Origin of the sequence: Cytobacillus sp. FSL W7-1323, from assembly GCF_038595015.1 — a bacterium.
GTDB lineage: Bacteria > Bacillota > Bacilli > Bacillales > Cytobacillaceae > Cytobacillus > Cytobacillus kochii.
Genome location: NZ_CP151998.1, coordinates 2,522,433 through 2,548,929, shown reverse-complemented (window position 1 = coordinate 2,548,929; position 26,497 = coordinate 2,522,433). Strand labels below are relative to the sequence as shown.

The 26,497-nt window shown below is 35.8% G+C and carries 28 protein-coding genes; 16 read left to right on the top strand and 12 right to left on the bottom strand.

Annotated elements, in window-relative coordinates; genetic code table 11:
• Positions 1-125 precede the first annotated feature (125 nt).
• Entirely contained in the window at positions 126-1,304 is a 1,179-nt protein-coding gene (locus MKX67_RS13000) for an MFS transporter (protein WP_322909457.1), read from the bottom strand.
• A 253-nt stretch (positions 1,305-1,557) separates the two neighbouring features.
• On the opposite strand from MKX67_RS13000, the gene MKX67_RS12995 reads away from it, so the two are divergent.
• Together MKX67_RS12995 and MKX67_RS12990 are read left to right on the top strand one after the other, a co-directional pair.
• A complete protein-coding gene (locus tag MKX67_RS12995) occupies positions 1,558-1,758 on the top strand; it encodes an IDEAL domain-containing protein (protein ID WP_224938368.1) in 201 nt (66 codons plus the stop codon).
• A 49-nt stretch (positions 1,759-1,807) separates the two neighbouring features.
• Positions 1,808-2,866, top strand: a complete 1,059-nt coding sequence (locus MKX67_RS12990; protein ID WP_340978542.1) for a P1 family peptidase — start codon at positions 1,808-1,810, stop codon at positions 2,864-2,866.
• Positions 2,867-3,167: 301 nt separating this feature from the next.
• Here MKX67_RS12990 and MKX67_RS12985 read toward each other — a convergent pair whose 3' ends face one another.
• Entirely contained in the window at positions 3,168-4,190 is a 1,023-nt protein-coding gene (locus MKX67_RS12985; RefSeq protein WP_342488290.1) for a DUF1646 family protein, read from the bottom strand.
• A 117-nt stretch (positions 4,191-4,307) separates the two neighbouring features.
• A complete protein-coding gene (locus MKX67_RS12980) occupies positions 4,308-4,835 on the bottom strand; it encodes a GbsR/MarR family transcriptional regulator (protein WP_233435238.1) in 528 nt (175 codons plus the stop codon).
• Between the two features lie 306 nt (positions 4,836-5,141).
• On the opposite strand from MKX67_RS12980, the gene MKX67_RS12975 reads away from it, so the two are divergent.
• The 4 genes from MKX67_RS12975 to MKX67_RS12960 are packed head-to-tail and all read left to right on the top strand — an operon-like array spanning position 5,142 to position 8,583.
• Positions 5,142-6,281, top strand: a complete 1,140-nt coding sequence (locus MKX67_RS12975; protein ID WP_095373073.1) for a betaine/proline/choline family ABC transporter ATP-binding protein — start codon at positions 5,142-5,144, stop codon at positions 6,279-6,281.
• 15 nt (positions 6,282-6,296) lie between these two features.
• A complete protein-coding gene (locus tag MKX67_RS12970; protein WP_095373074.1) occupies positions 6,297-6,950 on the top strand; it encodes an ABC transporter permease in 654 nt (217 codons plus the stop codon).
• A 37-nt stretch (positions 6,951-6,987) separates the two neighbouring features.
• Positions 6,988-7,887 (top strand): osmoprotectant ABC transporter substrate-binding protein, encoded by a 900-nt coding sequence (locus tag MKX67_RS12965; RefSeq protein WP_095373674.1) that lies wholly within the window; start codon positions 6,988-6,990, stop codon positions 7,885-7,887.
• 12 nt (positions 7,888-7,899) lie between these two features.
• Entirely contained in the window at positions 7,900-8,583 is a 684-nt protein-coding gene (locus MKX67_RS12960) for an ABC transporter permease (RefSeq protein ID WP_095373075.1), read from the top strand.
• A gap of 50 nt (positions 8,584-8,633) precedes the next feature.
• On the opposite strand, the gene MKX67_RS12955 is transcribed toward MKX67_RS12960, so the two are convergent.
• Together MKX67_RS12955 and MKX67_RS12950 are read right to left on the bottom strand one after the other, a co-directional pair.
• Positions 8,634-8,783, bottom strand: a complete 150-nt coding sequence (locus MKX67_RS12955; RefSeq protein ID WP_157733963.1) for a hypothetical protein — start codon at positions 8,781-8,783, stop codon at positions 8,634-8,636.
• Between the two features lie 140 nt (positions 8,784-8,923).
• Positions 8,924-9,598 carry a lysoplasmalogenase gene (locus MKX67_RS12950; RefSeq protein ID WP_307313548.1) on the bottom strand — a complete coding sequence of 225 codons (675 nt, stop codon included), beginning with the start codon at positions 9,596-9,598 and terminating at the stop codon, positions 8,924-8,926.
• A 94-nt stretch (positions 9,599-9,692) separates the two neighbouring features.
• Here MKX67_RS12950 and MKX67_RS12945 point away from each other — a divergent pair, with 94 nt between their 5' ends.
• Positions 9,693-11,054, top strand: a complete 1,362-nt coding sequence (locus tag MKX67_RS12945; RefSeq protein ID WP_342488289.1) for an aldehyde dehydrogenase — start codon at positions 9,693-9,695, stop codon at positions 11,052-11,054.
• Between the two features lie 94 nt (positions 11,055-11,148).
• Here the strand turns inward: MKX67_RS12945 and MKX67_RS12940 are convergent, their stop codons facing one another.
• Complete coding sequence (locus MKX67_RS12940) at positions 11,149-11,793, bottom strand: hemolysin III family protein (protein WP_224938360.1); 645 nt, start codon at positions 11,791-11,793, stop codon at positions 11,149-11,151.
• 135 nt (positions 11,794-11,928) lie between these two features.
• Between MKX67_RS12940 and MKX67_RS12935 the strand changes: the two genes are divergently transcribed.
• Positions 11,929-12,498: a DUF1836 domain-containing protein gene (locus tag MKX67_RS12935; RefSeq protein WP_233435240.1), complete on the top strand. Its 570-nt coding sequence runs from the start codon at positions 11,929-11,931 to the stop codon at positions 12,496-12,498.
• Between the two features lie 159 nt (positions 12,499-12,657).
• Here MKX67_RS12935 and MKX67_RS12930 read toward each other — a convergent pair whose 3' ends face one another.
• The 5 genes from MKX67_RS12930 to MKX67_RS12910 all read right to left on the bottom strand — a co-directional run bounded on the left by MKX67_RS12930 (position 12,658) and on the right by MKX67_RS12910 (position 18,147).
• Positions 12,658-13,665 carry an LLM class flavin-dependent oxidoreductase gene (locus MKX67_RS12930; protein WP_342488288.1) on the bottom strand — a complete coding sequence of 336 codons (1,008 nt, stop codon included), beginning with the start codon at positions 13,663-13,665 and terminating at the stop codon, positions 12,658-12,660.
• Between the two features lie 217 nt (positions 13,666-13,882).
• On the bottom strand, positions 13,883-15,013 hold the full coding sequence (locus MKX67_RS12925; RefSeq protein ID WP_341055794.1) for a CAP domain-containing protein: 1,131 nt from the start codon (positions 15,011-15,013) through the stop codon (positions 13,883-13,885).
• 620 nt (positions 15,014-15,633) lie between these two features.
• Complete coding sequence (locus MKX67_RS12920; protein ID WP_157733964.1) at positions 15,634-15,798, bottom strand: hypothetical protein; 165 nt, start codon at positions 15,796-15,798, stop codon at positions 15,634-15,636.
• A gap of 46 nt (positions 15,799-15,844) precedes the next feature.
• Positions 15,845-16,792, bottom strand: a complete 948-nt coding sequence (locus tag MKX67_RS12915) for a MerR family transcriptional regulator (protein ID WP_224938355.1) — start codon at positions 16,790-16,792, stop codon at positions 15,845-15,847.
• Positions 16,793-17,082: 290 nt separating this feature from the next.
• Entirely contained in the window at positions 17,083-18,147 is a 1,065-nt protein-coding gene (locus MKX67_RS12910) for an AbrB family transcriptional regulator (protein ID WP_095373081.1), read from the bottom strand.
• A gap of 124 nt (positions 18,148-18,271) precedes the next feature.
• On the opposite strand from MKX67_RS12910, the gene MKX67_RS12905 reads away from it, so the two are divergent.
• Positions 18,272-18,997, top strand: coding sequence for an AAA family ATPase (locus tag MKX67_RS12905; RefSeq protein WP_341055790.1), 726 nt, complete (start codon positions 18,272-18,274; stop codon positions 18,995-18,997).
• Positions 18,998-19,286: 289 nt separating this feature from the next.
• On the opposite strand, the gene MKX67_RS12900 is transcribed toward MKX67_RS12905, so the two are convergent.
• Positions 19,287-20,060, bottom strand: coding sequence for a methyltransferase domain-containing protein (locus tag MKX67_RS12900; RefSeq protein ID WP_342488287.1), 774 nt, complete (start codon positions 20,058-20,060; stop codon positions 19,287-19,289).
• A 188-nt stretch (positions 20,061-20,248) separates the two neighbouring features.
• Here MKX67_RS12900 and MKX67_RS12895 point away from each other — a divergent pair, with 188 nt between their 5' ends.
• The 7 genes from MKX67_RS12895 (at position 20,249) to MKX67_RS12865 (ending at position 26,406) form a co-directional block, all read left to right on the top strand.
• Positions 20,249-20,629, top strand: coding sequence for an XdhC family protein (locus MKX67_RS12895; RefSeq protein ID WP_307313562.1), 381 nt, complete (start codon positions 20,249-20,251; stop codon positions 20,627-20,629).
• Positions 20,604-21,401 (top strand): XdhC family protein, encoded by a 798-nt coding sequence (locus MKX67_RS12890; protein ID WP_328197988.1) that lies wholly within the window; start codon positions 20,604-20,606, stop codon positions 21,399-21,401. The genes MKX67_RS12895 and MKX67_RS12890 overlap by 26 nt, the downstream gene beginning before the upstream one ends.
• Positions 21,373-21,996, top strand: a complete 624-nt coding sequence (locus MKX67_RS12885; RefSeq protein ID WP_095373085.1) for a nucleotidyltransferase family protein — start codon at positions 21,373-21,375, stop codon at positions 21,994-21,996. Before MKX67_RS12890 ends, MKX67_RS12885 begins: the two co-directional genes overlap by 29 nt.
• A gap of 195 nt (positions 21,997-22,191) precedes the next feature.
• On the top strand, positions 22,192-22,641 hold the full coding sequence (locus MKX67_RS12880) for a carbon monoxide dehydrogenase subunit G (protein ID WP_095373086.1): 450 nt from the start codon (positions 22,192-22,194) through the stop codon (positions 22,639-22,641).
• Between the two features lie 18 nt (positions 22,642-22,659).
• Complete coding sequence (locus MKX67_RS12875; RefSeq protein ID WP_095373087.1) at positions 22,660-23,553, top strand: xanthine dehydrogenase family protein subunit M; 894 nt, start codon at positions 22,660-22,662, stop codon at positions 23,551-23,553.
• Positions 23,546-24,019, top strand: coding sequence for a (2Fe-2S)-binding protein (locus MKX67_RS12870; protein WP_095373088.1), 474 nt, complete (start codon positions 23,546-23,548; stop codon positions 24,017-24,019). Before MKX67_RS12875 ends, MKX67_RS12870 begins: the two co-directional genes overlap by 8 nt.
• Before the next feature lie 14 nt (positions 24,020-24,033).
• On the top strand, positions 24,034-26,406 hold the full coding sequence (locus MKX67_RS12865; RefSeq protein WP_342488286.1) for a xanthine dehydrogenase family protein molybdopterin-binding subunit: 2,373 nt from the start codon (positions 24,034-24,036) through the stop codon (positions 26,404-26,406).
• Positions 26,407-26,497: the final 91 nt, after the last annotated feature.

The window sequence follows — 26,497 nt, the reverse complement described above, 5'->3', positions numbered from 1 at the left end:
TAATCTCGAAGCTTGGAGATAATAGTTTGGTATAAGTCATAATTAAAAACCCGAAAAACATCTTAATCACAATGAAAAAATGTCTTTTCGGGCTTTCTATTAGGCTTATTTTTTTTACAAGATTGTTAGCGGTTCTTTCTCATTTGTAATAACATACCAATATAGATGAATAGAGAAACAACAACTGAAATGGCAGCAACGATATAGATAGAGCTATATCCTAAGTAAAAAGCGATTTGCCCAAACATAATTGATCCAATACCGATTCCTAAATCAAAAAAAGAAAAGAACGTGGCATTAGCCATTCCTCTACGATTGACCGGTGCTTCTTTAACAGACCAAGCTTGCAAAGCTGGTTGGATCGTACCGAAACCTAAACCATATAATATGGCTGCAGTAAATAGAATCGCATTACTCGGTAACCATGCGAGTAGAAGCATGGCAGCAATAATAAGGAGCACACCTGGAATAAATACAGCTTGATGCCCTCTTTTATCATAAATTCTACCTGCAAAAGTACGGCTTATGAGCAGAGCTAAAGCATAGAGAAAGAAATACCATTCAATTCCATCAATACCTTTTTGTAATGAATAGATAGGTAGAAATGTAGCAATCCCTCCAAATGTAACGGTTACAAAGAAGATTAATATGGAAGGGGGCAGAGCGGATTTCTCGTAAACATCAAACTTTTTCTTTTCTACTACGCTAGCAGTATGATCTACTTGTTTATATTTTATGAATGATGAAAGGATGAAAGCAGCGAGTCCTAATAAAGAACAGATTAGAAATAAGGAAGTAAAGCTAATATTACCAATAAGTGCTAATCCTAAAGTAGGACCAAAGGCAAGAGCGAGATTACCTGATAGTCCAAAGTAACCCATCCCTTCGCCGCGTCTTTTCTGTGGAATAAGATCTGTTGCGATTGTCCCTGAAGCTGTTGTAGAGAATCCCCATCCTAAACCCTGAACTAATCTGAGTATAAGGAGAAAGGATATACTCGTAATAAAGCCAATGACTCCAACGGAAAGAACAAATACAGCTAGTCCAATAAGAAAGACAAACCGCCTGCCTTTTGATTCTAACGCATGTCCCGCAAAAGGACGCATAATAAGGGATGAAAAGGTAAATATCCCGATGACTAACCCGATTAATTGGTCATTGCCACCAAGTTCTTCGACAAACAAAGGCAATGTTGGTAATGTCATTTGAAAACCTAAAAATACAAAGAAGTTTGCAAAACAAATTAATGTAAAATCCTTAGTCCAAATTCTTTCTTTTTGTAATGAATTTGTTGATTGATCCAAAACCCCACCTCATTTATAAATATATATACCAATAGATATATTTTGATTCCCTAAATATCCATTATAGTAAAGAAAATTATATTTGCAAGGAAGTGAATAAACATATTTTAAAAAGGTTTAAATCAAGATAGTACGGGGTAATATTTATATTAACAACAATTAATAATAGAGTATAAGATAAATTTCATTTAAGGTTTGAATTATCAGAAATTTTTTGTTATAATAGAAAAAAGGTCAAGGGGTTGATTTCAAAATGGAAAAGTACACGCTTAACTCAACAGTCCAAACCGATGAAAACCAATACTCAGTCGTAGCGGAACAAGTGTTAAATAAGGCTATACTTGACTTCAGAATGAAAAAGCTCCGCCAAGAAATTGATAACGCTCTTGAAGAAAGAAACGAAGAGAGATTTATTGAATTAACTGATGAATTAAATAAGTTAACGAATGAATAAAAAAAAGCAACCTTCTTCAAGGAAGGTTGCTTTTTTGGTATTGAAAGAAATGGAGAGAAAAGCATTGAAAATACGAGAAAGAGGAATAATCATTGGTAGTATACCAACAGGGGAAAATAATTGCTTGATTGATGTTCCCGGGGTGAGAGTCGGTCATAAAACCATTGATGAAAAGACGGAAACAGGATATGCCTGTACAGGTGTCACAGCCATTTTACCACATGGTGGTAATTTGTTTAAAGAAAAAGTAGTGGCCACATCGTATGTTATTAATGGTTTTGGTAAAACCACTGGGCTGGTACAAGTAAATGAATTAGGACAGATAGAATCACCCATTATGTTAACCAATACATTTTCAGTCCCGGCAGTTACACAAGGTACCCTGCAATATATGTTACAAGAAAATAAAGACATTGGAGATACAACAGGGACGATTAATATTGTCACTGGAGAGTGTAATGATGGTCTACTGAATTCAATAAGAGAAATGGTTGTTACACCTAAAGATACTATAGAAGCCATCTTGAACGCTTCAACAAATCCAGTGGAAGAAGGTGCAGTTGGTGCAGGTAAGGGAATGGTATGTTTTGGCTATAAAGGAGGGATAGGTACTTCTTCTAGAAAATTGTCAGTAAATGACGGGAGATTCTTTCATGTAGGATGTCTTGTCTTAAGTAATTTTGGGGGAAAACCTGAATTCCCTTTTAATCGTTATTTTAAAAACAACCTACATTATCCTTTAGAGTTAGATAAAGCAGCTGACGGATCAATTATAATTGTATTAGCAACAGATGCTCCGTTAAGTGATAGACAATTACACCGAGTTGCTAAAAGATGTGGAATTGGACTGGGTAGGACGGGTAGCCATTATAGTCATGGTAGTGGAGATATCGTTATTGCTTTTTCTACTGCAAATACAATAAAGCACAAACAATCATCTTATTTGCATACGATGAAAACTTTAAGAGAAGATCATTCAATTATGAATGAGCTGTTTGCAGCAGCAGCAGAAGTAACAGAAGAAGCAATTATGAACTCATTATCCCAAGCTGAAACGACCATTGGAAGAAATGAAACGGTTGTACACTCCTTATTTGATTTAGCTTAAATAAGGAGTGAATATTAAAAGTGGATTTGACATTATTCATACTTATACAAATGAAAAAGGAATACATAAAATAATCCTCGAAATAAATTTAGTTGAATAATACAGCAATCAAAAAATGATCAGACCATTATTTATTAAACTACAAATGTTGAAGCGGAGACATTTATGATTCAATTTGTCTCCGCTATTACTCTATTATGTGAAGTTTTGTTCATATAAATAATCAGTGTTTAATAAGATAGAACCTACAACTGGTCAATCGTATATGTTAAAGAAAGCTATATTATCTAAAGGCGATTAATTATTGAATAAACAATAGCACAATAAAAAAAGCAAGCATAAATACTAGTCCTATAGGTAAACCGATTTTCGCCCATTCTTTACTCGTAATATTTAATTTACCGGCTGCAATAATATTCGGGATATTGCCGGGGACAAGCATCCCACCGCTTATTAAAAGGCCGAGTAATATCGCTTGAATGGTTTGATTACTCATAGAAGGGCTAATTTCCGCAGCAGCTAATGTCGCATTATCAAGTACTGCAGATAATGTATTAATCCAGTACAGAGCAGAAGGCGATAGGTTGATCAAATATTGACTAATTAGTGGTTCAAATCCTGCACCTAAAAATGTTAACCCCATTACGAAGAAATAAATTTTTAAAGAACGGATACTTATTTCACCATAGCCTTCTTCCTCGTTGTGCACCATTTTGCTGAATTTATCTGTTTGGCTGGTTGGTTTAACAAAAATAGCGGCTAGGAAACCGAAGAATAACAAGGCAATTAGAATCTCTTTACCAACTAAATTGATAAGAAAGAAGAAATCCTCATTTAATTTACTAATAGCGATTGTTGAAAGTGGTTCACCAATCGGTGTTAAAGATGCACCTAGACCAATAGAAAAACAGGAAAGAACAACAAAAATGATTAGTGATTGCCTATGTAGTGGAAGTGAAGAAGCAATAAGGACAAGAATGAGTGCGGCAATAATTGCAGTAATAACACTTGAAATCAGTCCTAAAAAGATCACTGTGAAAAAAATAAAAAACCAAAAGGGTACGCGTTCACTAACATAGACGATTGAATTTTGCAGTCCGCGTCGAAACCACTTGAATAACACACCTGCTATAAAAACCGCTATTGCGATGTTAATTGGTGCAATTGCTGCCTTAAAAAATAATGCTTCTGTATAGACTTGACTAATAAAAACAGCTAAAACGCCCATAATGAAAAGAAATATTTCTAAATTTTCTTCGACTACTTTCGAACTAAAGGGCAGAAACAACACAAGTAAAAAAATGATGATCAGTCCAGTTAACATATAACAATCCCCATTTAATTGTTTTTCCTAACCTTAGAAACGGTTGGATATGTTATATATATGAGAAGATAGGACAAACTTTACAAGAAATATTTAAGAAAGGGTATAGCAAATTCTTTAGTATGGCTTCGGTACATGTTTAAATACTTCCCCACTTTCAAAAAACTCCACAAGATTAGCTAGCCATTTGTAGTATTCCATCCATTCCTTTGCTTCGGCTAATAATTCATTTATCTTTAATTCATCTTCGGCGGTCAGTTCCTTTTTTGATGTGATAAGGTGTAGTTCTTCTTTTATTTTCTTTTCAAATTGTTTGTTCTTTTGTATCGCTTTTTGCCAATTGGAAGTGAATAGTGATACGAACGTTTGGTAATAGTCTTGTTCAACGTTGTATAAGTCTTTACGGATGCCCTTCTCAAATACTTTTTCCGCTATATTTAACTCCACCATTTCTCTTACTACTTGACTCATTCGTGTTTTGCTCATGCCCGTTGCTTCCGATAATTCGCTAAGTGTCATCGGTTTTCTGTGCATATAAATAATTCCTAACACTCTACCCACAGTTGAGGAAACACCATACGTATTCATATTATCAGCTATTTTATCAATAAAAATAGATTCAATTTGCTCAAAACTTTCGCTCAATCCAATCACCCTTTCAATATAAGGATCATTTAGTTAATGTCAATGTATCATATTTGTAAAAATTTACATAATCACACCTTTGGGAGTAATTCGTATGATTACGTAGCTATTATAAGATATAACGAGTAAAAACATTATACAATATTTATTTTAACTATTTTTTATAAAATATGTACACTTTGTAAACTTTTTATTTTACAAAGTTTATAATATACTACGTTATGTAAGTAAAAAGTCTGACAAGAGGATTCATATTACGGAGAACTGGGTATTGTTTGTGGTAGAGAAAAAATGGGGGTGTTATAAATGCTGAAATTTGAGCATGTATCAAAAAAATATAAAGGCGGTAAAACAGCCGTTTCTAATTTAAATTTAGAATTTAAGAAGGGTGAATTTATTGTATTTATCGGCCCAAGTGGTTGTGGAAAGACAACAACAATGAAAATGATCAACCGCTTAATTGAACCAACAGAAGGCAAAATCTTCATTAATGGTGAAGACATTATGGAAAAAGATCCGGTTAAGCTGAGAAGAGAAATCGGTTATGTTATCCAACAAATTGGTCTATTTCCACATATGACTATTCAAGAAAACATTTCACTTGTGCTTAAACTTTTAAAATGGCCAGAAGAAAAAAGAAAAAGTCGGGCAGAAGAGCTTCTTTCTCTCGTTGATATGACTCCTGATTATTTAGAGAGATATCCACATGAATTAAGTGGAGGGCAACAGCAACGTATAGGTGTCTTGAGAGCGTTAGCTGCTGATCAACCGTTAATCTTAATGGATGAACCATTTGGTGCACTCGATCCAATTACGAGAGATGCCCTCCAAGATGAGTTTAAAAACTTGCAGAAGAAGTTAGACAAAACAATTGTTTTTGTTACGCATGATATGGACGAAGCGCTTAAACTAGCAGACAGGATTGTCATTTTACGTGATGGACAGCTTGTACAATGTGGGACTCCTGACGAAATTTTACGTGAGCCTGCCGATGAATTTGTTGAAGAATTTATTGGAAAAGAAAGATTAGTGCAAGCAAAACCAAACATTACAACAGTTGAGCAAATAATGAATGCGCATCCTGTAACGATTACAAGTGATGAGCAATTATCTAATGCGATAACTGTTATGAAAACAAATCGTGTAGACTCATTATTGGTTATTGATCAAGAAGGAGTTTTAGAAGGATATATTGATGTGGAAGCCATTGATCAAAACAGGAAAAAAGCAAAAGATGTAGCCGATATCTTAATCCCTGATACATTTTCTGTGTATAAAGATGCGCTTGTACGTGATACGATCAGGCAAATATTAAAGAAAGGGCTCAAATATGTGCCGGTTGTAGATGAGCAAAGACATCTTGTCGGTATTGTGACAAGAACAAGTTTAGTCGATATCGTTTATGACTCTATTTGGGGAGACGAAGAGCTAGAAAGTGCACAGTAGAAGGGGGAGATATAAATGAGTGCCATCATAGACTTTTTAAATAATAACGGTTCGGATTTATTGATCAAAACTTGGGAGCATTTATATATATCAGTCATTGCTGCAGCTCTTGGTGTCATTGTAGCTGTTCCTTTAGGTATTCTTCTTACAAGATTCGATAAAGCGGCATCACCCGTAATGGCAGTGCTTGGTATGATTCAAACAATTCCAAGTTTCGCAATTTTAGCTTTTTTTATTCCTATTCTTGGAATAGGTAAAATCCCCGCCATTATTGCTTTATTTTTCTATTCAGTCCTGCCTATCTTAAGAAACACATATACAGGTGTGAAAGATGTTAATAAAAGCTTATTAGAAGCTGGCCGTGGGATGGGCATGACTGGATGGGAAAGAATTCGATATGTTGAACTACCACTGTCCATCCCTGTTATTATGGCGGGTATTCGTGTATCGACAGTATATTTAATTGGGTGGGCTACGTTAGCTGCGTTTATTGGTGCAGGCGGTTTAGGTGATTTTATTTTTAGCGGGTTAAATTTATATCAAACTGAGTTTATCATTGCAGGTGCGATTCCTGTCACCATACTCGCATTAATAGTCGATTTAATACTTGGAAAATTAGAATTTAAGGTTACGCCTAAATCAATGCGTGACAAAGAAAAAACAGCATAAGGTGGTGATTAGTTTGATAAAAAGCAAAAAAATTTTCATGACGATGATGTTAACGATGACTCTTTTATTATCAGGCTGTTCACTTCCTGGTTTAAGCGGATCTAGTGAAGATTCTATTTCAGTAGGGACTGTGGTCACCTCTGAATCACAAATTGTCGGTCAAATCATTAAACAGTTAATTGAAGAAGAAACCGATCTCAGTGTAAATATGGTTAATAATCTTGGATCTTCTATTGTGCTTCACCAGGCAATGGTGAGTAATGATGTAGATATATCAGCTACTCGTTATACAGGCACAGATATCGCAGGACCATTAGGAATGGAGCCAGTACTTGACCCTGATAAGGCAATGGAAGTTGTCCAAGAAGAGTTTGACGAGAAGTTTAATCAAAAATGGTATGATTCTTATGGGTTTGAGAACTCGTATGCTTTTACCGTAACTGATGAATTAGCAGAAGCAGAGGATTTAGAAACGGTATCTGATTTAGAGGCATTAGCAAATGAAATAAATTTCGGTGTAGATACTTCATGGTTGAATCGTGAAGGAGATGGATATGATGGTTTTGTTGAAACATATGGTTTTGATTTTTCGAATGTGTATCCTATGCAAATTGGACTTGTTTACCAAGCAGCGGCATCGGGCGAAATGGATGTCGTTTTAGCTTACACGACGGATGGACGTATAAAAGCCTTTAATTTAAAAGTATTAGAAGATGATAAGAATTTCTTCCCTCCATATGATTCCTCTACTGTTGCGAGTAAAGAAATTTTAGAGAAGTACCCTGAACTTGATCCATTATTAGAGAGATTAGTTGGAAAAATAAGTACAGAAAAAATGCAAGAATTAAATTATGCAGCAGATGGGGAATTAAGAGAACCCGCAATCATTGCTGAAGAATTTTTAGAAGAAAATAATTATTTCCGTGATAAGGAATAGGGGGTGGCTTAAATGGATGTGTTTTCTGACTTAATTACTTATTTTACAAATAACGGTTCTTATGTATGGGAACAGTTCTTTAGACATTTTCTAATGTCAGCCTACGGGGTTTTATTTGCAGCGATAGTAGGTATTCCTGTTGGCATCTTGATAGCAAGATATTCACGTTTGAGTAGTGTAGTTCTCTCGTTAGCCAATGTTATTCAAACGATCCCTGCACTCGCTATGCTCGCAGTATTAATGCTTGTGATGGGCCTTGGAACAAATACAGTCGTTTTTGCACTATTCCTATACTCCTTATTGCCTATTATTAAGAATACTTACACAGGAATTAGGAATGTAGATCATACTTTAATAGAGTCAGGTAAAGCAATGGGTATGACAAAATGGCAAATATTAAGAATGGTTGAAATCCCGCTTTCTCTTTCTGTCATTATGGCAGGGCTTCGAACAGCTCTAGTCATTACGATTGGTATTGCAACAATAGGTACTTTTATTGGTGCTGGGGGACTTGGTGATATTATTATGCGTGGAACAAATGCGCAAGACGGAACGGCAATCATTTTAGCTGGAGCTATTCCAACAGCATTTATGGCAGTAATTGCAGATGTGATAATGGGCTGGTTGGAAAGAAGCTTAATGCCAGTGAAGAAGAAGAAACAGGAAAGTAATGAGCAAGAAGAGGTTACGGCATGAAAAATGATGGTGATTCATCTTTAAAATGAATCACCATCATTTTTTTGTTCTTAATTTCCGTAACCATTTAACCCCGTCCCGAACGTATCAAATTCTGGTTTTCTTTCAATTCTTTCAGCAGCTGTCTCAACTGTCTCTAATTCATTTTCATGATTTTCGCCATTATCTTGTGAATGAAAAGAATGCTGTTTCTTGTTCATACTGGTATCCTCCTTTTACAATGTAAGATAGAGTATAGCTAGTTAAGCCTAAAAGGGAGAGTGAAATAAATTTGCTTATTGTTATTTTATGCTAATGCCCAATTTAGGTTATTTCTTTATTTTAACATAAATTTGAAAAATTATCCTTTTGTTGCTATGGGTGAAATTGGTTTCTGTATCTTCACTTGTTTGACTGTATGAAGCAAGCTAAAAGCAATTAAAAATTGTGCTAAATAATAGGTAATCATAATAATGCTTCCAGAGAAAGGAATGGAAGAAATAAATTTATTCCAAGCTAACACACTATCAGAAATGACAAAGAGTAAACTACCAATGATGGCATACAATTGCCCTGACATAATAGCAGACCAAAACATCAATGATATGACAGCGATATAAAGGATAACTGGTATAATCAATTCATTTTCATTGCGGTTGTGAAGAGCTTCCACAAATTCAGAACTCATAAAGATGCCATAGGCAAGAATAGGAATAAAAGAAAGAAACCTAGCTAAAGAGTATTCCCAGATCTTAAAGAAGCCAATCGTATAGAATATATGACCGATTAAAAATGCGGTTAATCCAACCACAAACCAAATGAGAAGACCGTCACCGAACATACAAAAAATAAGACCTAAAAAAATAAAATAGTAGTGAATAGGTTTAGTTTCTTGCCGATTGCGATAGGTGTATAGAATAATAAGAATCATCGGTACTAATTTGAAAAAGATTTTTAGGACTGTCGGTTCCTCAGGTATAAAAAATATATAAAGAATAGCAAATAGAAGAATCAAATATGGCAGTTTTTTTCGCATAGGATTCACCTCATTTTTTTAGTATATATTCAAGAGTGTAAAACCATTTTCCTGCAGGAGGTATATAAAATTGAAAATAGAAAGAGGGAAGAGCATGGAAAAAAATATTTTAGCACAGCAAAAAGCATTCTTTCATACGGGTAAAACAAAAGCACTTACATACCGATTGGACGCATTATATACATTAAGAAGTTTAATTAAGGAGAACGAAAGCAGCATAGCGGAGGCTTTGCAAAAAGATTTACGGAAATCATTTTTTGACTCCTTTTTAACAGAGATTGCTGTTTTACTAGAGGAAATAAAATTTACAATTAAACATGTGAAAAAGTGGTCGAGACCTGCAAAAGTAAAATCATCTTTAACTACGTTCGGTTCAAAAAGTATGATTTATCCTGAGCCATATGGTAATACATTAATCATTGCACCATGGAACTATCCCTTTCAATTAGCGATTGCGCCATTAATTGGTGCAATCGCCGCAGGCAATACAGCAGTCATCAAACCTTCCGAATTAACACCTCACACTTCTCGTTTAATTGCTCACCTTATCGAGGAGCATTTTCCAGCTGAATATATTACAGTTGTGGAAGGTGGCGTGGAAGTTAGTGAAAATTTGTTAGAAGAATCTTGGGATCATATTTTCTTTACTGGGAGTGTAGCAGTGGGTCGTCACATTATGAAAGCAGCCGCTAATCATTTAACACCTGTTACGTTAGAACTGGGAGGAAAAAGTCCAGCAATTATTCATCATGATGCCCAAATAAACCATGCGGCCAAAAGGTTAGTATGGGGGAAATTCTTAAATGCTGGACAAACATGTGTAGCACCCGATTTTGTTTATGTCCATCAAGAGATTCATGACAAGTTTCTTAAGGAAGTCACAGCTCAGATAGAAAGTCTTTATGGAGAGAATGCAATAGAAAATACATCTTACACAAAGATTGTCAATGAGAAGCATTTTAAAAGGCTTTCTACATTTTTAACTAATGGTCAATCTTATTATGGGGGGAGAGTGGATGAATCAAATCATCTGATCGAACCGACCATCTTAACTGAAATTAATTGGCAAGATCCGATTATGCAAGATGAAATTTTCGGTCCGATCCTTCCAGTATTGTGTTATAAGGAATTAGATGATGTCATTAGCAAAATAAATGAACAACCGAAACCGCTAGCACTTTATCTTTTCTCAGATGATAAAAAAGTCCAGCAAAAAATCTTGCAATCAATTTCTTTTGGTGGTGGTTGTATCAATGATACAGTCATGCATTTAAGTTCCCCACATTTACCATTTGGTGGTGTAGGCAATAGTGGAATTGGATCTTATCACGGACGGGCAAGTTTTGATGCATTTACGCATTATAAAAGCATCTTAAAACAAACAACAAAAGTGGATTTTCCATTTCGGTATCCGAGTGAAAAGTCATTAAAGCTATTAAAAAAGTTAATTAAATAAAGAATAGAAGGGCTAATGAGTAAAATAGACATCTATCTCACTTAGCCTTTCATTTTTTTACACAAACATAATATTGCCATGACCAATCAATTTATTAAAGAACGTAGCCATATACGCTAATAAAGTGACAAAGCGTTCCTAATAAGATAAAGATATGAAAGATCTCATGAAACCCCATATGTTTAAATTCCATGAATTTAGGTTTGACCGCATAAATAACGCCACCGATTGTGTAAAATACGCCCCCTTGAATTAACCATACGAGACCTGCTGTGCTCAATGCTTTACTTAATGGGAGGAAGGCGATGATGATAACCCAACCAAGAAGAATATATAAAAAAGTGGATAACCATCTAGGACAACTAAACCAGACCATTTTAAATAATACACCAAGAATGGATGTCGTGATAACGAAAGCGAATAAACTTATTCCTAATACGCCATCAAGTGCGATTAAACAGAAAGGTGCATAAGAACCAGCAATTAAAACGAAAATCATTGAATGGTCAACTTTTCTCAAGAAAGCAATAACTGTATGTTTTGCTCTCACCCCATGATAAGTGGAGGAAGCGAGATAAAGTAACATCATACTAATACCGAAAAAAGTAACGGAGAATATGGCAATGTTTGTTCCGTTATGTAATGATGCTTTGATGATTAAGGCCAGTAAACCTATAAATGACAATATTGCGCCAACGAAATGAGTTAAGCTATTGATGGGTTCTCTTATAAACGACATGATAACACCCCTAATAATATTATAAGTAGTTTTTAATACTACATATAATATTACTACTAACTATAATATATAGTCAACATTTACATTTCTAATGATAGGATGTATGATAGTAAGAAAAATAATGAGGGATAAATGATGGAAAAACAAGAAAAAATCAGACAAGGAAAGCCTATTCGCATGGAAGACATTCCGTCTATCGCTTTATATATGGATCAAGTCATACAACTGTTTGAACAAAACTACCATTCTTATAAACGAAATGAAGATGAGAAAATCTTAACAAAAACAATGATTAATAATTATGCCAAAGGAAAACTATTACCACCCATTAAAAATAAGCGTTACAGTAAAGAACATATATTAACGATGAGCCTTATTTATCAACTGAAAGGTATATTATCGATTCAGGACATTAAAACAACGTTAGAGAGTCTGAACGAGGAAGTGCAAAAAGAAGGAGTGAATATAGAAGACGTTTATGATATGTATGTTGACATGATAAATGAGAATGAAGAACAATTTAATGAAAATGTTGACTGGATGGAGAAATCGATTGCTCAAAATTATAATGAAAAAATCCCCCAACCGAACAATGAAATGAAAGAGGTATTAATGATTAACTCATTGGTTCATATGAGCAATCTTTATCGCCGCTTAGCTGAAGCAAAAATTGATTCACTTTCTAGGGAAGAAGATCGGAAGTGAATCAAAATGATGGATGAGGAAGGGTGCTCCGTACCACAACTAAAACCATGTAACCCAGACTTCTAAGTACGATCGCGTATGAAAGAGAACAATGGGTTCGAAAGCAAACATGCAAACTAGATTTCAAGTAGTTTTGTTTGCTTTCGATGTTCAAAGTTCTTAAGCGTTTATTTCCTTCATTACATTTGCCACATGCTGATAAGATGCTTTTCTTTTATCATGGTCATAGATTTGAGCATTGACGATGATCTCATTTGCGCCAGTTTCACCAAGGAATATTTCAAGCTTTTCTTTCACTTTCTCAGGACCACCAATAATGGAAGAACCTAATTGTTGTTGTAATAATTGTTTCTCTATAGGTGTCCAAACTTCGTCCATATTCTCAACAGGAGGCAACATCTTTCCACGTTTATTACGCATCATGCCTAAGAAAGATTGATAAAGAGAGCTTGCTAGGTATTGTCCTTCTTCGTTTGATTCCCCTGCAATGATATTCACACCAACCATTACATAAGGTTCTTTTAATACATCAGATGGTTTAAAGCTCCGGTGGTATAGATCAATTGCTGGTAATGTATTGTCCGGTGAAAAATGGCTAGCAAAAGAGAAAGGCAAACCTAGCTGACCCGCAAGTTGCGCACTATACCCACTTGAACCGAGTAACCATATTGGAATATTCAAGCCTTCTCCTGGAACCGCTCTAACTGGTAATGGTTGTTCCGAGCGTGAAGGATCAAAGTAAGTTCTCAATTCTTCCACTTGTTGAGGGAAATCTTCGGCATCTGTTCGTCGAGTCCTTCTTAATGCCACCGCAGTAAGTTGGTCAGTACCTGGCGCACGACCTAAGCCTAAATCAATTCTTCCTGGGTAAAGTGATTCGAGTGTACCGAATTGTTCAGCAATCACTAAAGAAGAGTGATTCGGTAACATAATGCCCCCAGATCCTACTCTAATTGTATTGGTAGCGCGGGCAATATCACTTATGACAATAGATGTGGCTGAACTAGCAATGCCCGGCATATTATGGTGTTCGGCCAGCCAATATCTCGTATAACCTAATTTTTCTGCATGTTTGGCTAAATCGCGCGAGTTCGCTAATGACTCACTAGGTGATCCACCTTCAAGGACTGGTGCTAAATCTAAAACAGAATATTTTATCGTTGACATCGTTTTCAGCTACTTTCTTTTTAGTATCTGTACATATTGTAGCAACTTCTATTACATGAATGAAATTATCTGCTTTTAAAATGAATGATTCGGTTATAAAATGTTACCTGATATGATCATTAAAGGAAAGCTCATTTAAACGTTTGTCTTAAGTGTGAATAGTTATATTAAATGGTTTGCAGTATGAAAAAGAGCATGTCAGAGCAGTTCTGCATGCTTATCTTTTCGTATAAAAATTTTCTGTGAAATAAGGCTGGTTATCATCATTAAATGCCACCCCAACACCAAGAAGCTGGTAATCTTCTTTAAGGATGTTTTTCCTATGTCCAGCAGAATTCATTAAGCCTTCATGGGCAAAAATACTACTAAATTGGCCATAGGCTAAGTTTTCGCCAGCTGTTCGAAACAGAATATCATCCGCATTCATCCGGTCAAACGGTGATTCACCTTTTAAGTTATCATGACCGAAATAATTATTAACAGCCATATCAGCACTATGATCTCTAGCTGTTTGTCTCACGGGATCATCCCAAGTTAATGTAGGTAAACGATAATTAACTCTCTCAGCATTTGTTAAATCAAATAACTGGAATTCAAAACCTTCCTTTAAAGCTGCACTTTTTTCACCATAGAAACCAACTTTATTAAGTTCAAGCTCTTTACCAATTAATTGAATGGCAGTTACTTGGTTATTTTCATGAATATCATAGAAAACGGTTAAATAACTATCATCGACCTCATAAAGTGCATAATTACTATCGGTTGCATATTGATAATTGGTTATACCTTTACGAATCGCGCTAATCGGTTCCCCGAATATTTCTGTTACTTCCTCTTTTGTCATATTCATTTGAAAGCCGTTTTTAGAAGTAATTAAATCTTGATTCGTATAGATGCCATTAATTAATTCATTTTCATCATAGGAAATCATGATGAAGTGATGATAATTATCATGATAAGCATGCCATTTACTACCGTATTCATTTGCTGTAATTCTTTGTGGGGATCCTAATGAATTCTCAACTTCCGCTTTCTTCTCACCGATTTCAAAATTATAGACTGAGATTGTTTGGCTATCAGGTTCAGATAATGCGGGCTTCTCGATTGATTCATCTTCTGCCGGAGGAGAGTCATTAGGTGAAGGCTGGATCCATTGTTCAAAATTGATAATCATTTGATTAAAAGCAGTAACAGCATCTTCTGTAAAGCCTTGAACATCTTTTTCTTCAATAGATGATTGAATTTCTTTCAAGTGTTCGTTGGTTTTATCCCCTAGAGCTTCACGAATTGACGGCCAACTTATATAAATAAGTAAACATATTAAGAAAAATATACTAATCTTTTTCAAAATAGAATTCCTTTCTAACCTTGATACTACTCTTTATTGCCTAAATTATAGTCTCGTTAAACATAGGTAACAACTCATTTGACTTATCCATAATTATCCATCAAGGGTGTATTTCCTGTTATTTACAGAATAACATAATCTGTTTATGAAAATATAGTTTTGTTTTAAAGGATAAATGTTTTGGCTTTCTAATAGTATGAGAAGTTATTGAATGGAGAGATAATACCCTGAATAAATGGGGAATGGGACCGCTTTTAAGAAGATTAACTAAAAAAGGGCTGGAACATAACTAAATGACCTAACCTCAAAAACGAACAATAACAAATTAGGATCTATAAAAAATCAGATGAAAACAAGTCCGTTCCATTGCACAAACAGACCCTCGCTTGTCGCGGGGAGGGGCTTGAGCGTCCTCGGCATTGCCTGCCGGGTCTCAGCTTTCCTTCTATTTTCCGCAGGAGTCGAGTGTCTTCCGCTCCATTCCACTATTCTTTTCATATAGGATATAAATCACACAAAAAAACCGAATGATTAGAAGTTGTATACTCCTGTTCATTCGGATAAATCTTTAGCTAGAATATATATGTCCCAGCTTCTTTTAGAGGGTATTATCAGGCGTGTTAGTCTTTAAGCATTTGCATTTTGTGTTCAAATTTTTCAAGTTTTCTTTTTAACATCTCCATTTTCGATTCCAGTTCATCTAGACGAAAATCTACACGATGATGATCATTGTCCATTGTAACTAATAATTCATCCACATGATGCGCTTTTTGCTGTTTTTTCATTTGATAAAAACCCCTTTATATTGAGGGGATACTCGCCCCTACGAATTTATTTTTTCCACTTTTGCCACCATTTTTTTTCTTGCTTACTCGCTGCAGCATCTCGGAAAGATAGCATCATATCTTGAAATGCGTCTTCTCGCTCACGTAATCGATGTAAATATTCTTCATGTTCTTTTCTCATTGTTTCGACATAAATATCACGATCGGCATTCATGCTCTCTTTTAATTCATTTATTTCATTGCTAAATTCTGTACCTGTTAATTCTTGCGAGCTAGAAATATAATGAATCATTGTTTTGAACTCTTCAGAGGATGCTTCTGAGGATTCGGTAATTTTGTTCGTGATATAGTGCATCTGGTCTGTCGTTCGCTTCGACTGTTTCGCAACTCTTTTTGACAAGGTTTCGAGCGCTCCGGAGCTTTGTTTTGAAGCATGCTTCCATTCGTCAGTCATTTCTTGAATTTCTGCTTTCGTCTTCTCGTTGGATTTATAGATGGAGTCTGAAATGGTTTTAACAGTATGAAGAGAATTTTTGGAAAGCTCCATTTTCATTTCTTCTACAACTTCTTTTTTAAAGTTCGTTTTTAATTCTTGCTTGATCTCTTGTAATAAATGGTCCTGGAATTGTGTCATGACCATAGATAGTTGTTCGATATTGAGAGGATGATGATCTTGCTCAGTTGTTGCTTCATGTAGTATAGGATTCAATGATGTTTCTAAGGGGTTCTCTTGTTGGTCTGCTATTGACTCTGAATCAAGATGTTGCTTAAGTAATCTGCGAATCATTTTTTGACTTAAATTTTGATTACGCATCTTTTTCACGGTGTCTAGTAAGCTAATTTCTTCATCTGTATAATATCTTGCCCCATTTTTAGATCGGGGAATAACTAATATATCCTTTAAATCTTTTTCCCACTGTCTTAGTGTTCCCGGCGGAATATTTAATTGTTTAGATACTTCATTAATGGTATATGCTTGCATAATTTGATTCATGAATAACTCCCTTTCATCATAGTGTAATTTTTCATCTTTCGGAAGGGGATTCCGAACTACATAATAAATTCCGTATAATTAGCTATTCCGCATTGTAGCCCGTCTTTTCCTGCCTGCTGACAAAAGATATCAAAACAAGACGTTATTCCACAAATGTAGGCACTTTATAAGGAAATTGACTATTTTGACAATGAATTTTGTAGATAAAAAACAGATTTAGGAAGGAATGGGTAAATGGTCCTGAGATGAGGGTAGATCATTTGGGATAGGCAAAAAGGGTCACCAACTGGTTACCCTTTTTCTTTCCTATATCGAAAAAATAGATATTTTAAACAAGGTGGTACAATAAAGAAGATGAAAAATACCCGAAAGAGTTGATAGCCGGTTACAACAGCTAACTGTGCATCGACTTCATGGGCAATAATAGCCATTTGATCCATTCCGCCAGGTGATAAACTTAAGAAGCTTGTTGCAAGGGAAAACCCATAAAAATGACTAAGAAGAAAGCTGAGAACCATCGAAATGACAATTAATAAAGCGCTGCTCAATGCACCTAAGCTTAATAATTTCCATTTGTTTTCAAGTTTTTCTGGATGCATCATGAGACCAATGTTAATACCAATAAAAACTTGTGCAATCTCAAGTAAGCTGTTAGGTAATTCAGGACCATTGATATTAAGCAGTGTCATGAGGCTTGTTGCAATAATAGGACCGAGAAGAAATGGGGTTGGTGCGTTCCATTTCTTAAAAATAATAGCTAAAATAAATGATAGAATCATAAATGGAATAATGTCAGGTAGTAACTGCTGCCAACTAGCCGTATGTTCATAGGTTGGTAAAATATTACCGCCATTATGGAAGAACGGACCAAATATGAGAAAAGGAACAAAAAAGATTATAAGTATTAATCTTACTACTTGTAAGAAAGTAACAACAGTCACATTCATTTCTTTTGTTTCTTCAGCTAATACGAGCATTTGTGACAAACCGCCAGGAATACTACCAAGCAATATCGATGGATAATGGATACCGGTTAATTTTGCTATGAAGAATGAAGTGATTAAACTGAACCCAATAATAAGTACTGTTAAAAATAACATGGAGGGTAGTTGGTGCAAGATGAACACCATCGCTTCTTTTGTTAATGAAAGGCCCATACTGTATCCAATTATAAAGATCCCAATGTTTCTAAAAGATTTTGGCCAGTATAACGTCTTCTTTGATATTATAGAATAAAGCATAATACTTGTTATGGATCCTAATAGCCAGCTTACAGGGATATGAAGTAGGGTGAAGATGCCCCCACCTGCTACGGCAATAATAACTGCTAGCAATAGTGAATAGCTTTTGTTCATGTGCAGACCTTCTTTTTCTTATGAGAAATTTCGATTCTGGAAAGATATGTTTATCATACCATAGACAATGGCATATTTTTAGTAAATGCTTAGGTGAGACATCCTAAAAACAGGAGGAGAGACCTTGCTAAGAAGAATAAAGAAAATAAGTAGTAGTCATGAAAATACCTATCCTTTATCCATTCCCACGATTGCATCAATGGATGAAATTCAATTTAAGTCACCTGTAACATTCTTTGTAGGTGATAATGGTTCTGGCAAGTCAACCTTATTAGAAGCCATTGCCCATCAATGCGGTTTTAATGTGGCTGGAGGGAGTAGAAGTAATAGTTATGAATTACATGCCTCCGAATCTTCCTTAGCTGCCCACATTAGGCTTTCTTGGATGCCGAAGTTAACAAATGGCTTTTTCTTAAGAGCCGAATCTTTTTATCAGTTTTCTTCACATATTGATGAATTAGAACGGGAATGCCCAACAGGATATAGTGGTTATGGTGGCAAGTCATTACATGCACAATCACATGGAGAATCGTTTCTATCACTCTTTCTGAATCGTTTTGATGGAGAGGGTATTTATTTGTTAGATGAACCTGAAGCGGCATTATCGCCTGCAAGGCAGCTTGCTTTTCTTAGAATCATGCATGATATTGTCTCAGCAGAAGAAAGCCAATTAATTATTGCCACCCATTCTCCGATACTACTTGGCTTTCCAGGAGCAACAATTTTAAATTTCGATGAAGGTAGCATTGCGGAAACAACGTATGAAGAAACAGATCATTACCAAATAACGAAATACTTCTTGGAAAATAGAGAGAGATATTTACGTGAAATATTTAAAGAAGAAGACTAATCAGTACCTTGCTGTATAAACAAGGTACTGATTAGTCTTTTATTATCTTATATTCCATCAAAGATCAGCCATCGTGTTATATAAGGTTACCAATCTTGTCTTTAGAAGAATCCAGCAATTATGACCACCGCAAAAAAAGATGAAAATAAAAGACATGCTAGAGTTATAAGTAACACATACCTAAGAATCATACTTTTATCCCTTAGAGAATAAAAACTGGGTCTACCTACTTGCAGGGTGGCCAATATTTACTCTAATAATGACTTTAATCCATAGAATTGTAAGGGATTTACACGTGTACTATTGTTATATATCGTTCATAGGTGATAGGTAATCCTTTAACTGTTTGATGTTTCTTGAAAATGTTAGTGATCTCTCGTATGTCGGAGCTAACTAATTCATAGATTTCTTTTTTTTGTCCAAAGCAACGATAGTGGATGAGATCAAGGGGTGAGTGTAAATATTCAATCGTATGATACGGGTGAATTTCAAATTTCCTGAAAGGAGCCTTTGTAAAGATCTTTGTGAGATGTTGTTGAATGGGTATGTTATGTTGGTTGTTTGGAAAAAGTTTAGGAAACCAGTTTGATAACTCTTTTCCTTCATTTTCACCAGGGTGCAACCCTAAAATGAGCCCTCCTTCTTTTACATAAAGAGGTAAATGATGATAAATGGAAGTAGGCCCTTTACGGATAATAGCAATATCAAAGAATGCTCGTTTAAAAGGAAGTACATGTTTTGAATTAGCAACTATAAAGGATGTATTATCGGGCTTTGTCTTCATTGCCGTCTGAATAAATTGCGTAGAAGAATCGGCACCAATCATTTGCTTGGCATATAAAGCATATTTTTTTGTGAATCTTCCTTCACCGCAGCCAAAATCAAGGGCAACTTTATCTTTTGTATGTAAGCAGACGAGTTGATCAAAGATATTCTCTGCAATAGGTGAATCAATTGTAGATTGCCATGAATAAATGTATGCATTCCCGTTCTTGCTTATTTGCCTATACCATTCAGGGGAGTGAGGAGAAAGCCAATAATTGGATAATGTAGGATTTTTCAAATGAATACCTCCATAATAAAAAGTCAAAAATTTCAAATAGTAATCTATTGTAAATTTTCTAAAAATTTATTTGACATAGTCAAGAAGTAACGATTATATTATTCTATATCGGAAACTTTGTTTTATAGGTAAAACATTCCAATTTTCATCTTTACTATTAAATATATACGCATTGGAGGGTGATGTCGATGACAAATGAACAGCTGGAAGTGATGAGGGCAATACAAAAACTAAAAGCTAAGAAGCTTCCTTGTGCGCTAGCAACAGTTATTAAAGTAAAAGGATCGGCTTATCGAAAAGAAGGGGCAAAAATGCTAATCGATGAGGATGGAGTTACTGTCGGATTAATATCGGGGGGCTGTTTAGAAGCAGATGTAGCAGAAATAGCCAAGGAAGTAATAGAGACAAAAACCCCAATAATTAAAACGTATCAATTAGATGAAGACGAGGTATGGGGGTTAGGTCTTGGCTGTCCAGGAACGGTTCATATCTATATTGAACCATTAATGTATACAATACAGAATATTGAGGAGGTGGATGAATGTGCAAAAGAAATTGCCTCCTTTTGATGCTTGGCTAGATGCCATTGACCAACAACAAGCTGCTGTTTTAATGACCATTACGGAAGCTAGCTTGTCACAAAAAAATTATCGGATTTGCTATCTAGAAAATCAACCTCCAATTGGATCTTTCTATGATCAAGCATTGGAATTGGCTGCTTTATCCATTGCTAAAGAAAAGTTAGGGCAATCCAACCCGCAATCAGAAAGTTTAATGATACAAGATGAGAATGAATTAGATGTAGACATATTCTTCGATGTATTTGTTCCATCACCTACTTTGATGGTGTTTGGTGCAGGACATGATGCGATACCAGTTGTTAAATATGCAGCAGAATGCGGGATGAAAACGGTTGTCATTGATCAAAGAAGCCTTTATAACAATGAAGAAAGGTTTCCTCATGCCGAAAGAATAATAGCTAGACCAGAGGATTTCTCAGGTTGTATTCGTGTAACAAATCGTACATATATTGTCGTTATGAATCATCATATTGAGAAAGATAAGCAGACATTAAAATTTGCCTTATCTTCACTGGCTCCTTATATAGGCGTCTTAGGGCCGAAATCACGACGTATCAAAATTCTCGATCAGCTTTATTTGGAAGGTTGTCACTTCACGTATACAGACTTACAAAGAATGCATAGTCCAATTGGACTTGATATTGGAGCCGTATCCTCTGAGGAGATTGCTATTAGTATTGTTGCTGAAGTGATTGCAGTTAGAACAAGACATAAAGGAGGCTTTCTACAAGGTGCGGAATTTATCCACCAATCATCATAAACGTCCAATAAAAGCAATTATTCTCGCAGCAGGATTATCTACGCGAATGGGGCGGTCGAAGCAGTTGCTGCCATTTAAAGGGGTAACTATGCTTCATTATGTCATTGAACAAGTATTAAAGTTACATTGTAAAGAAGTGATAGCTGTTATTGGTCATGATGCAGTTACCATTATGGAAGAAATAAAGATAAACGACCCTTCCTTTTCTTGGGCTTATAATTCGGATTATGCCAATGGTCAATCGTCTTCACTGTACAAAGGACTTACCCAAGTTGCCTTTCCAAAGGAAGATGCACTCGTATTTTTAGGAGACACCCCCTTTATAGAAAAGGAAACAAGTGAAATGATTATTCAAAGAGGGCAGCAGTTAGCGAGAGATAAAAATCATCCAATATCTATAAGGCCATCATATGATCAAACGCCTGGCCATCCTGTTTATTTTGCAAACATCAATAATACAATGATTCAATCGATTCAACAACAAAGTGGAAAGAACTTTATTCAGACCATCCCATATAAGGAAGAAATAGCAGTGAATGATCGCGGTATTCTATTAGATATAGACACAATAAAAGAGTATGAAAAGCTAAAATAATATTGTAGTTTTACATTCAAAACAAAAAACAGATTTCTTTATCTAAAACAAACTTATTTACACATTTATGTTTTATATAATAAACGTTATTTAGTTAACAAAACAAAAACATCCGCATTTTATTGACAAAATTTTTTGAAAAAATTAATATTATTACTATTAGCACAATTCAAAAAGTGTAAAGGGGAGAAAATAATGATCTTATCAGGTCAAGTGAAAATGAAAAAAAATAATAAAGATGTTTGGGATGCACTTCATAACCCTCAAATATTAGAAAAAGCTATTCCAGGATGCAAAAGCCTACTGTTAAAAGAAGACGGAACCTATGATGTTGAAATGAAATTGGGCATCGCTTCAGTTAAAGGGGATTACAAAGGGAATGTAAAACTTGAAGATATCGAAGCACCTGTACACTATCAATTAATAGCAGAAGGGAGTGGGAAACCAGGATTTGTTAAAGCAAAAATGGATTGCTATATTACTGCAATTGATGAAGAAAAATGTGAAGTGAAATGGGAATGTGATGCTGAAGTTGGCGGCATGATTGCTGGTGTAGGAAGCAGAGTAATGAGCGGTGTGGCGAAATTTATTGCTGGAAACTTTTTTAAAGATGTTGAGAAACAAATCACTTTACAAAAGGCGTAACGAAAGGGTGGCACAAGCATGAAACCATCAAAATTTAAATATTTAAAACCGTCAAGTGTTAATGAGGCATTAACCTATCTAGAAGAATACGGAGATGATTGTAAAATCATTTCTGGGGGACAGAGTTTAATACCTGTACTGAATATGAGGCTATCCACCCCTGACTTTTTAATCGATGTGAGCGGAATAAAAGAGTTAAATTATATTCGTGAAGAGGATGGATATATTGCCATTGGTGCACTGACAAGGCATGTGGAAGTGGAAAATTCACTATTAATTAAAGAAAAATGTCCGTTGCTTATTGATGCAATTAAGTGGGTAGGTCATAAACAAATTCGCAATCGTGGGACAATTGGTGGCAGTGTAGCTCACGGTGATCCTTCGGCAGAACTACCGTGTGTATTGACAACATTAAGAGGTGAAATTGTGATTGCTTCAGTGGATGAAGAGGAAGTTGTCGGTCCTGAAGATTTTTTTCTCACTTATCTCCTGACGTCATTACAAACAAATCAATTAGTGAAAGAAATCCGTTTTCCAATTATGACACAAGGAGAGAGAGTGGGGCATTCTTTTGTAGAAGTGGCGAGGAGACATGGAGATTTTGGCTTAGCAATTGCTGCAGCAGTAATTGAACTTGATAACCAAGGACTTATTCAAAAGGCACAACTAGCTGTAGGAGGTGTTAATCCAGTTCCTCTTATAATAGAAGAAGCTGAGGAATTATTAATAGGTAAAGAAGTGACAGAAGCTTTATTAAAAGAAATAGCTGAATTAACGAGTGAGTGTGTGGACCCAGAAGGAGATTTGCACGGAAGTGCTGATTATCGCAGGGAACTTATTGGTACCCTATTAAAACGTGCAATAGAAGAAGCAATAGCAAGAGCATGGGAAGGAGAAGAGAAGGTTGGATAAAGTAAATATTTCTTTAAATGTAAATGGTGAAAAAGTGGAAAGAGATATAGAACCTAGGCTCTTATTAACAGACTTCTTAAGAGAAGAATTATTTTTAACAGGCACACATGTCGGATGCGAGCATGGCGTATGCGGGGCATGTACAATACTTTTAAACGGTGAAGCGGTTCGAGGTTGTTTAATGCTAGCTGTTCAAGCAGATGGGGCTACAATTGAAACGGTTGAATCGCTTGCTGGTGAAGATGGACAATTAAATCCTCTTCAACAAGCATTTACGGATTGCCATTCCCTCCAATGTGGATTTTGCACACCAGGGTTCTTAATGACATTAACGCAATTTACGAAAGAAAATCCGAATCCGACAGAAGAAGAAATTCGAGAAGCCATTTCAGGAAATCTTTGCCGTTGTACAGGCTATGCGAATATTGTTAAAGCAGTAAAGCAAGTTACACATCAAACGGTATAAAAGGAGGGAGAAACATGCATAAATATATCGGAAAAAGCATGCACAGAAAGGAAGATTATCGCCTTTTAACTGGAACGGGCATGTTTGTAGGTGATATTAGTTTAACCAATATGGCAGAGGCAGTATTTGTAAGAAGCCCTCATGCACATGCGAAGATTGTGGACATAAATATAGAGGCTGCAAAAGCATTAAAGGGTGTTTATGGGATATTTACTGCAAAAGATATTGAAGACCTAAAACCATTGACGCAATTTGAATCACATTGTTTTTTACCACCCAATTTGGTTGAGGCTATATCGCCAACAATCAACTTTAACTATGAAGATATTTTAGCTAAGAAGAAAGTTACATATGTTGGCCAATCTGTAGCAATTGTTGTGGCGAAAAACCGTTACATCGCCGAAGATGCAGCTGATCTAGTTGAAGTAACTTATGAGCCGCTACAACCCCTTGTTGACCCATATGAGGCGCGAAAAGAGGATGCAATTCTTATACAAGAACATTTAGAAAATAATATTCAGTCCCATTTTCATGTGACAACAGGTAATGTTGAGCAAGCATTTGCCGAGGCGGACTATATAATGAATGAAAAAATTCGCACCCCCCGACTCGGATCAAATCCGTTAGAAACAAGAGGAGTAGTGGCGAAATTTGATACAAGAAATCAAGAGCTGAGAGTTTGGTCTTCTTCGCAAATGCCTTATGAAATCAGATCTACTTTAGCACATTGTTTGTCATTACCCGATCTAAGTATTCGTGTTACAGCACCTGATGTTGGAGGCGGATTTGGACCAAAAGGTGGAGTTCACCCAGAAGAAATTGTTATTCCTTACTTGGCTAAAAAATTGCAGAGGCCGATAAAATGGGTAGAGGACCGAATGGAGCATTTAACAAGTGCAAGGCAATCGAGGGATCAAATCCATGATGTGAAAGTTTCATTTAAACAGGATGGAACCATTACGGCAATTAAGGATTTTTTTGTGATTGATAGTGGTGCTGTTAATTTCTTCGCCTTAACTTGTGCTTATAATAGTGCTTATCATTTAAGAGGGGCTTATAAAATCCCTAATTATGATAGTGAATGTGAAGTCATCTTAACGAACAAAACACCTAATGTGCCATTTAGGGGAGCAGGTAGACCTGAAGTAGTCTTTGTAATGGATCGAATTATCGACATCGTCGCAAGAAAATTAAAAGTAGATCCAATCGAAATTATGAAGAAAAATATGATCCAAGCTGAAGACATGCCTTATGATCAAGGAATTCTTGTAAAAGATGGCCATCAGCTTATTTATGATAGTGGCGATTATCCTGATGCATTACGCAAGGCAGTTGATTTAGTTGACTATGATGCTTTTAGAAAAGAACAAGAAGAGAAGAAGAAAGAAGGTAAGCTAGTTGGTATCGGCATCTCTTCTTACGTAGAAGGTACGGGCGCAGGACCTTATGAAGGGGCACATATCTCTATTGACCCTTCTGGTCATGTAACAGCTTATTTAGGCTGTACCCCTCAAGGACAAGGGCATGAAACAGTATTTTCACAAATTGCAGCAGACGGATTGGGTGTAAACCCGCAAAATATTACTGTTCGAGTTGGCGAAACAACTGTGTTGCCAATGGGCCAAGGAACTTACGCAAGCCGAAGCGCAGTAAATGCAGGTTCAGCTATTTATGAGGCAGCATTAAAAATGAGAGAGAAAGTGTTAAAAATCGCCGCACATTTGCTAAAAACGGATGAAGATTTAGTCATTGATGAAGGGAAAATATATGCAGAGACTTCTCCTGAAAAGTTTGTCACCTATCAAGATGTTGGGCGAGCGGCGCTGCCTGCTAAATTAGGGAATTTACCAGCAGGCATGGAAGCAAGCTTAGAAGTAACACATTATTTTTCCCCTCCAACGGTTACATTTGCTGCTTCGATTCATATGGCACAAGTGGAGGTTGATAAAGAAACAGGTTTTGTAGATTTACAGAAATATAGTGTTGTACATGATTGTGGTACGGTTATTAATCCGATGATTGTTGATGGTCAAGTGCAAGGCGGTATTGCACAAGGAATTGGTTCAGCTCTTTACGAAGAAATCGTCTATGACCAAACAGGGCAATTGCTTACCGGTACTTATATGGATTATTTATTACCAACATCGATGGAAGTACCAACGGTGGCAAAAGCACACCAGGAATTCAAATCAACAAGAAATCGCCTAGGAATAAAAGGTGTAGGTGAGGGGGGTGCCATCGCGCCACCAGCTGCAATAGCAAATGCAATCGTAGATGCACTTCATCCATTAGAGATTAAAACAAATGATTTACCTATCAGTCCAAATAAGTTAAGAACATGGATTAAGGAAGCAGAGGCATCTTTTCAAGCACTACAAACAAATTAAAGGAAAAAACAGGTATCTTCCAAAGGATTTTGTGGGAAATCCCTTTGATTGCAAGATACCTGTTCTATCTTAAAGATTACTAGGAAAGCCA

What these genes read in the sequence shown, in the direction of transcription:
- MKX67_RS12995 (WP_224938368.1), top strand. Translation starts at nt 1,558, where the DNA reads ATGGAAAAGTACACGCTTAACTCAACAGTCCAAACCGATGAAAACCAA.
- MKX67_RS12990 (WP_340978542.1), top strand. Translation starts at nt 1,808, where the DNA reads ATGGAGAGAAAAGCATTGAAAATACGAGAAAGAGGAATAATCATTGGT.
- MKX67_RS12985 (WP_342488290.1), bottom strand. Translation starts at nt 4,190, where the DNA reads ATGTTAACTGGACTGATCATCATTTTTTTACTTGTGTTGTTTCTGCCC.
- MKX67_RS12975 (WP_095373073.1), top strand. Translation starts at nt 5,142, where the DNA reads ATGCTGAAATTTGAGCATGTATCAAAAAAATATAAAGGCGGTAAAACA.
- MKX67_RS12970 (WP_095373074.1), top strand. Translation starts at nt 6,297, where the DNA reads ATGAGTGCCATCATAGACTTTTTAAATAATAACGGTTCGGATTTATTG.
- MKX67_RS12965 (WP_095373674.1), top strand. Translation starts at nt 6,988, where the DNA reads ATGACGATGATGTTAACGATGACTCTTTTATTATCAGGCTGTTCACTT.
- MKX67_RS12960 (WP_095373075.1), top strand. Translation starts at nt 7,900, where the DNA reads ATGGATGTGTTTTCTGACTTAATTACTTATTTTACAAATAACGGTTCT.
- MKX67_RS12955 (WP_157733963.1), bottom strand. Translation starts at nt 8,783, where the DNA reads ATGAACAAGAAACAGCATTCTTTTCATTCACAAGATAATGGCGAAAAT.
- MKX67_RS12950 (WP_307313548.1), bottom strand. Translation starts at nt 9,598, where the DNA reads ATGCGAAAAAAACTGCCATATTTGATTCTTCTATTTGCTATTCTTTAT.
- MKX67_RS12945 (WP_342488289.1), top strand. Translation starts at nt 9,693, where the DNA reads ATGGAAAAAAATATTTTAGCACAGCAAAAAGCATTCTTTCATACGGGT.
- MKX67_RS12940 (WP_224938360.1), bottom strand. Translation starts at nt 11,793, where the DNA reads ATGTCGTTTATAAGAGAACCCATCAATAGCTTAACTCATTTCGTTGGC.
- MKX67_RS12935 (WP_233435240.1), top strand. Translation starts at nt 11,929, where the DNA reads ATGGAAAAACAAGAAAAAATCAGACAAGGAAAGCCTATTCGCATGGAA.
- MKX67_RS12930 (WP_342488288.1), bottom strand. Translation starts at nt 13,665, where the DNA reads ATGTCAACGATAAAATATTCTGTTTTAGATTTAGCACCAGTCCTTGAA.
- MKX67_RS12920 (WP_157733964.1), bottom strand. Translation starts at nt 15,798, where the DNA reads ATGAAAAAACAGCAAAAAGCGCATCATGTGGATGAATTATTAGTTACA.
- MKX67_RS12915 (WP_224938355.1), bottom strand. Translation starts at nt 16,792, where the DNA reads ATGAATCAAATTATGCAAGCATATACCATTAATGAAGTATCTAAACAA.
- MKX67_RS12910 (WP_095373081.1), bottom strand. Translation starts at nt 18,147, where the DNA reads ATGAACAAAAGCTATTCACTATTGCTAGCAGTTATTATTGCCGTAGCA.
- MKX67_RS12895 (WP_307313562.1), top strand. Translation starts at nt 20,249, where the DNA reads ATGACAAATGAACAGCTGGAAGTGATGAGGGCAATACAAAAACTAAAA.
- MKX67_RS12880 (WP_095373086.1), top strand. Translation starts at nt 22,192, where the DNA reads ATGATCTTATCAGGTCAAGTGAAAATGAAAAAAAATAATAAAGATGTT.
- MKX67_RS12875 (WP_095373087.1), top strand. Translation starts at nt 22,660, where the DNA reads ATGAAACCATCAAAATTTAAATATTTAAAACCGTCAAGTGTTAATGAG.
- MKX67_RS12865 (WP_342488286.1), top strand. Translation starts at nt 24,034, where the DNA reads ATGCATAAATATATCGGAAAAAGCATGCACAGAAAGGAAGATTATCGC.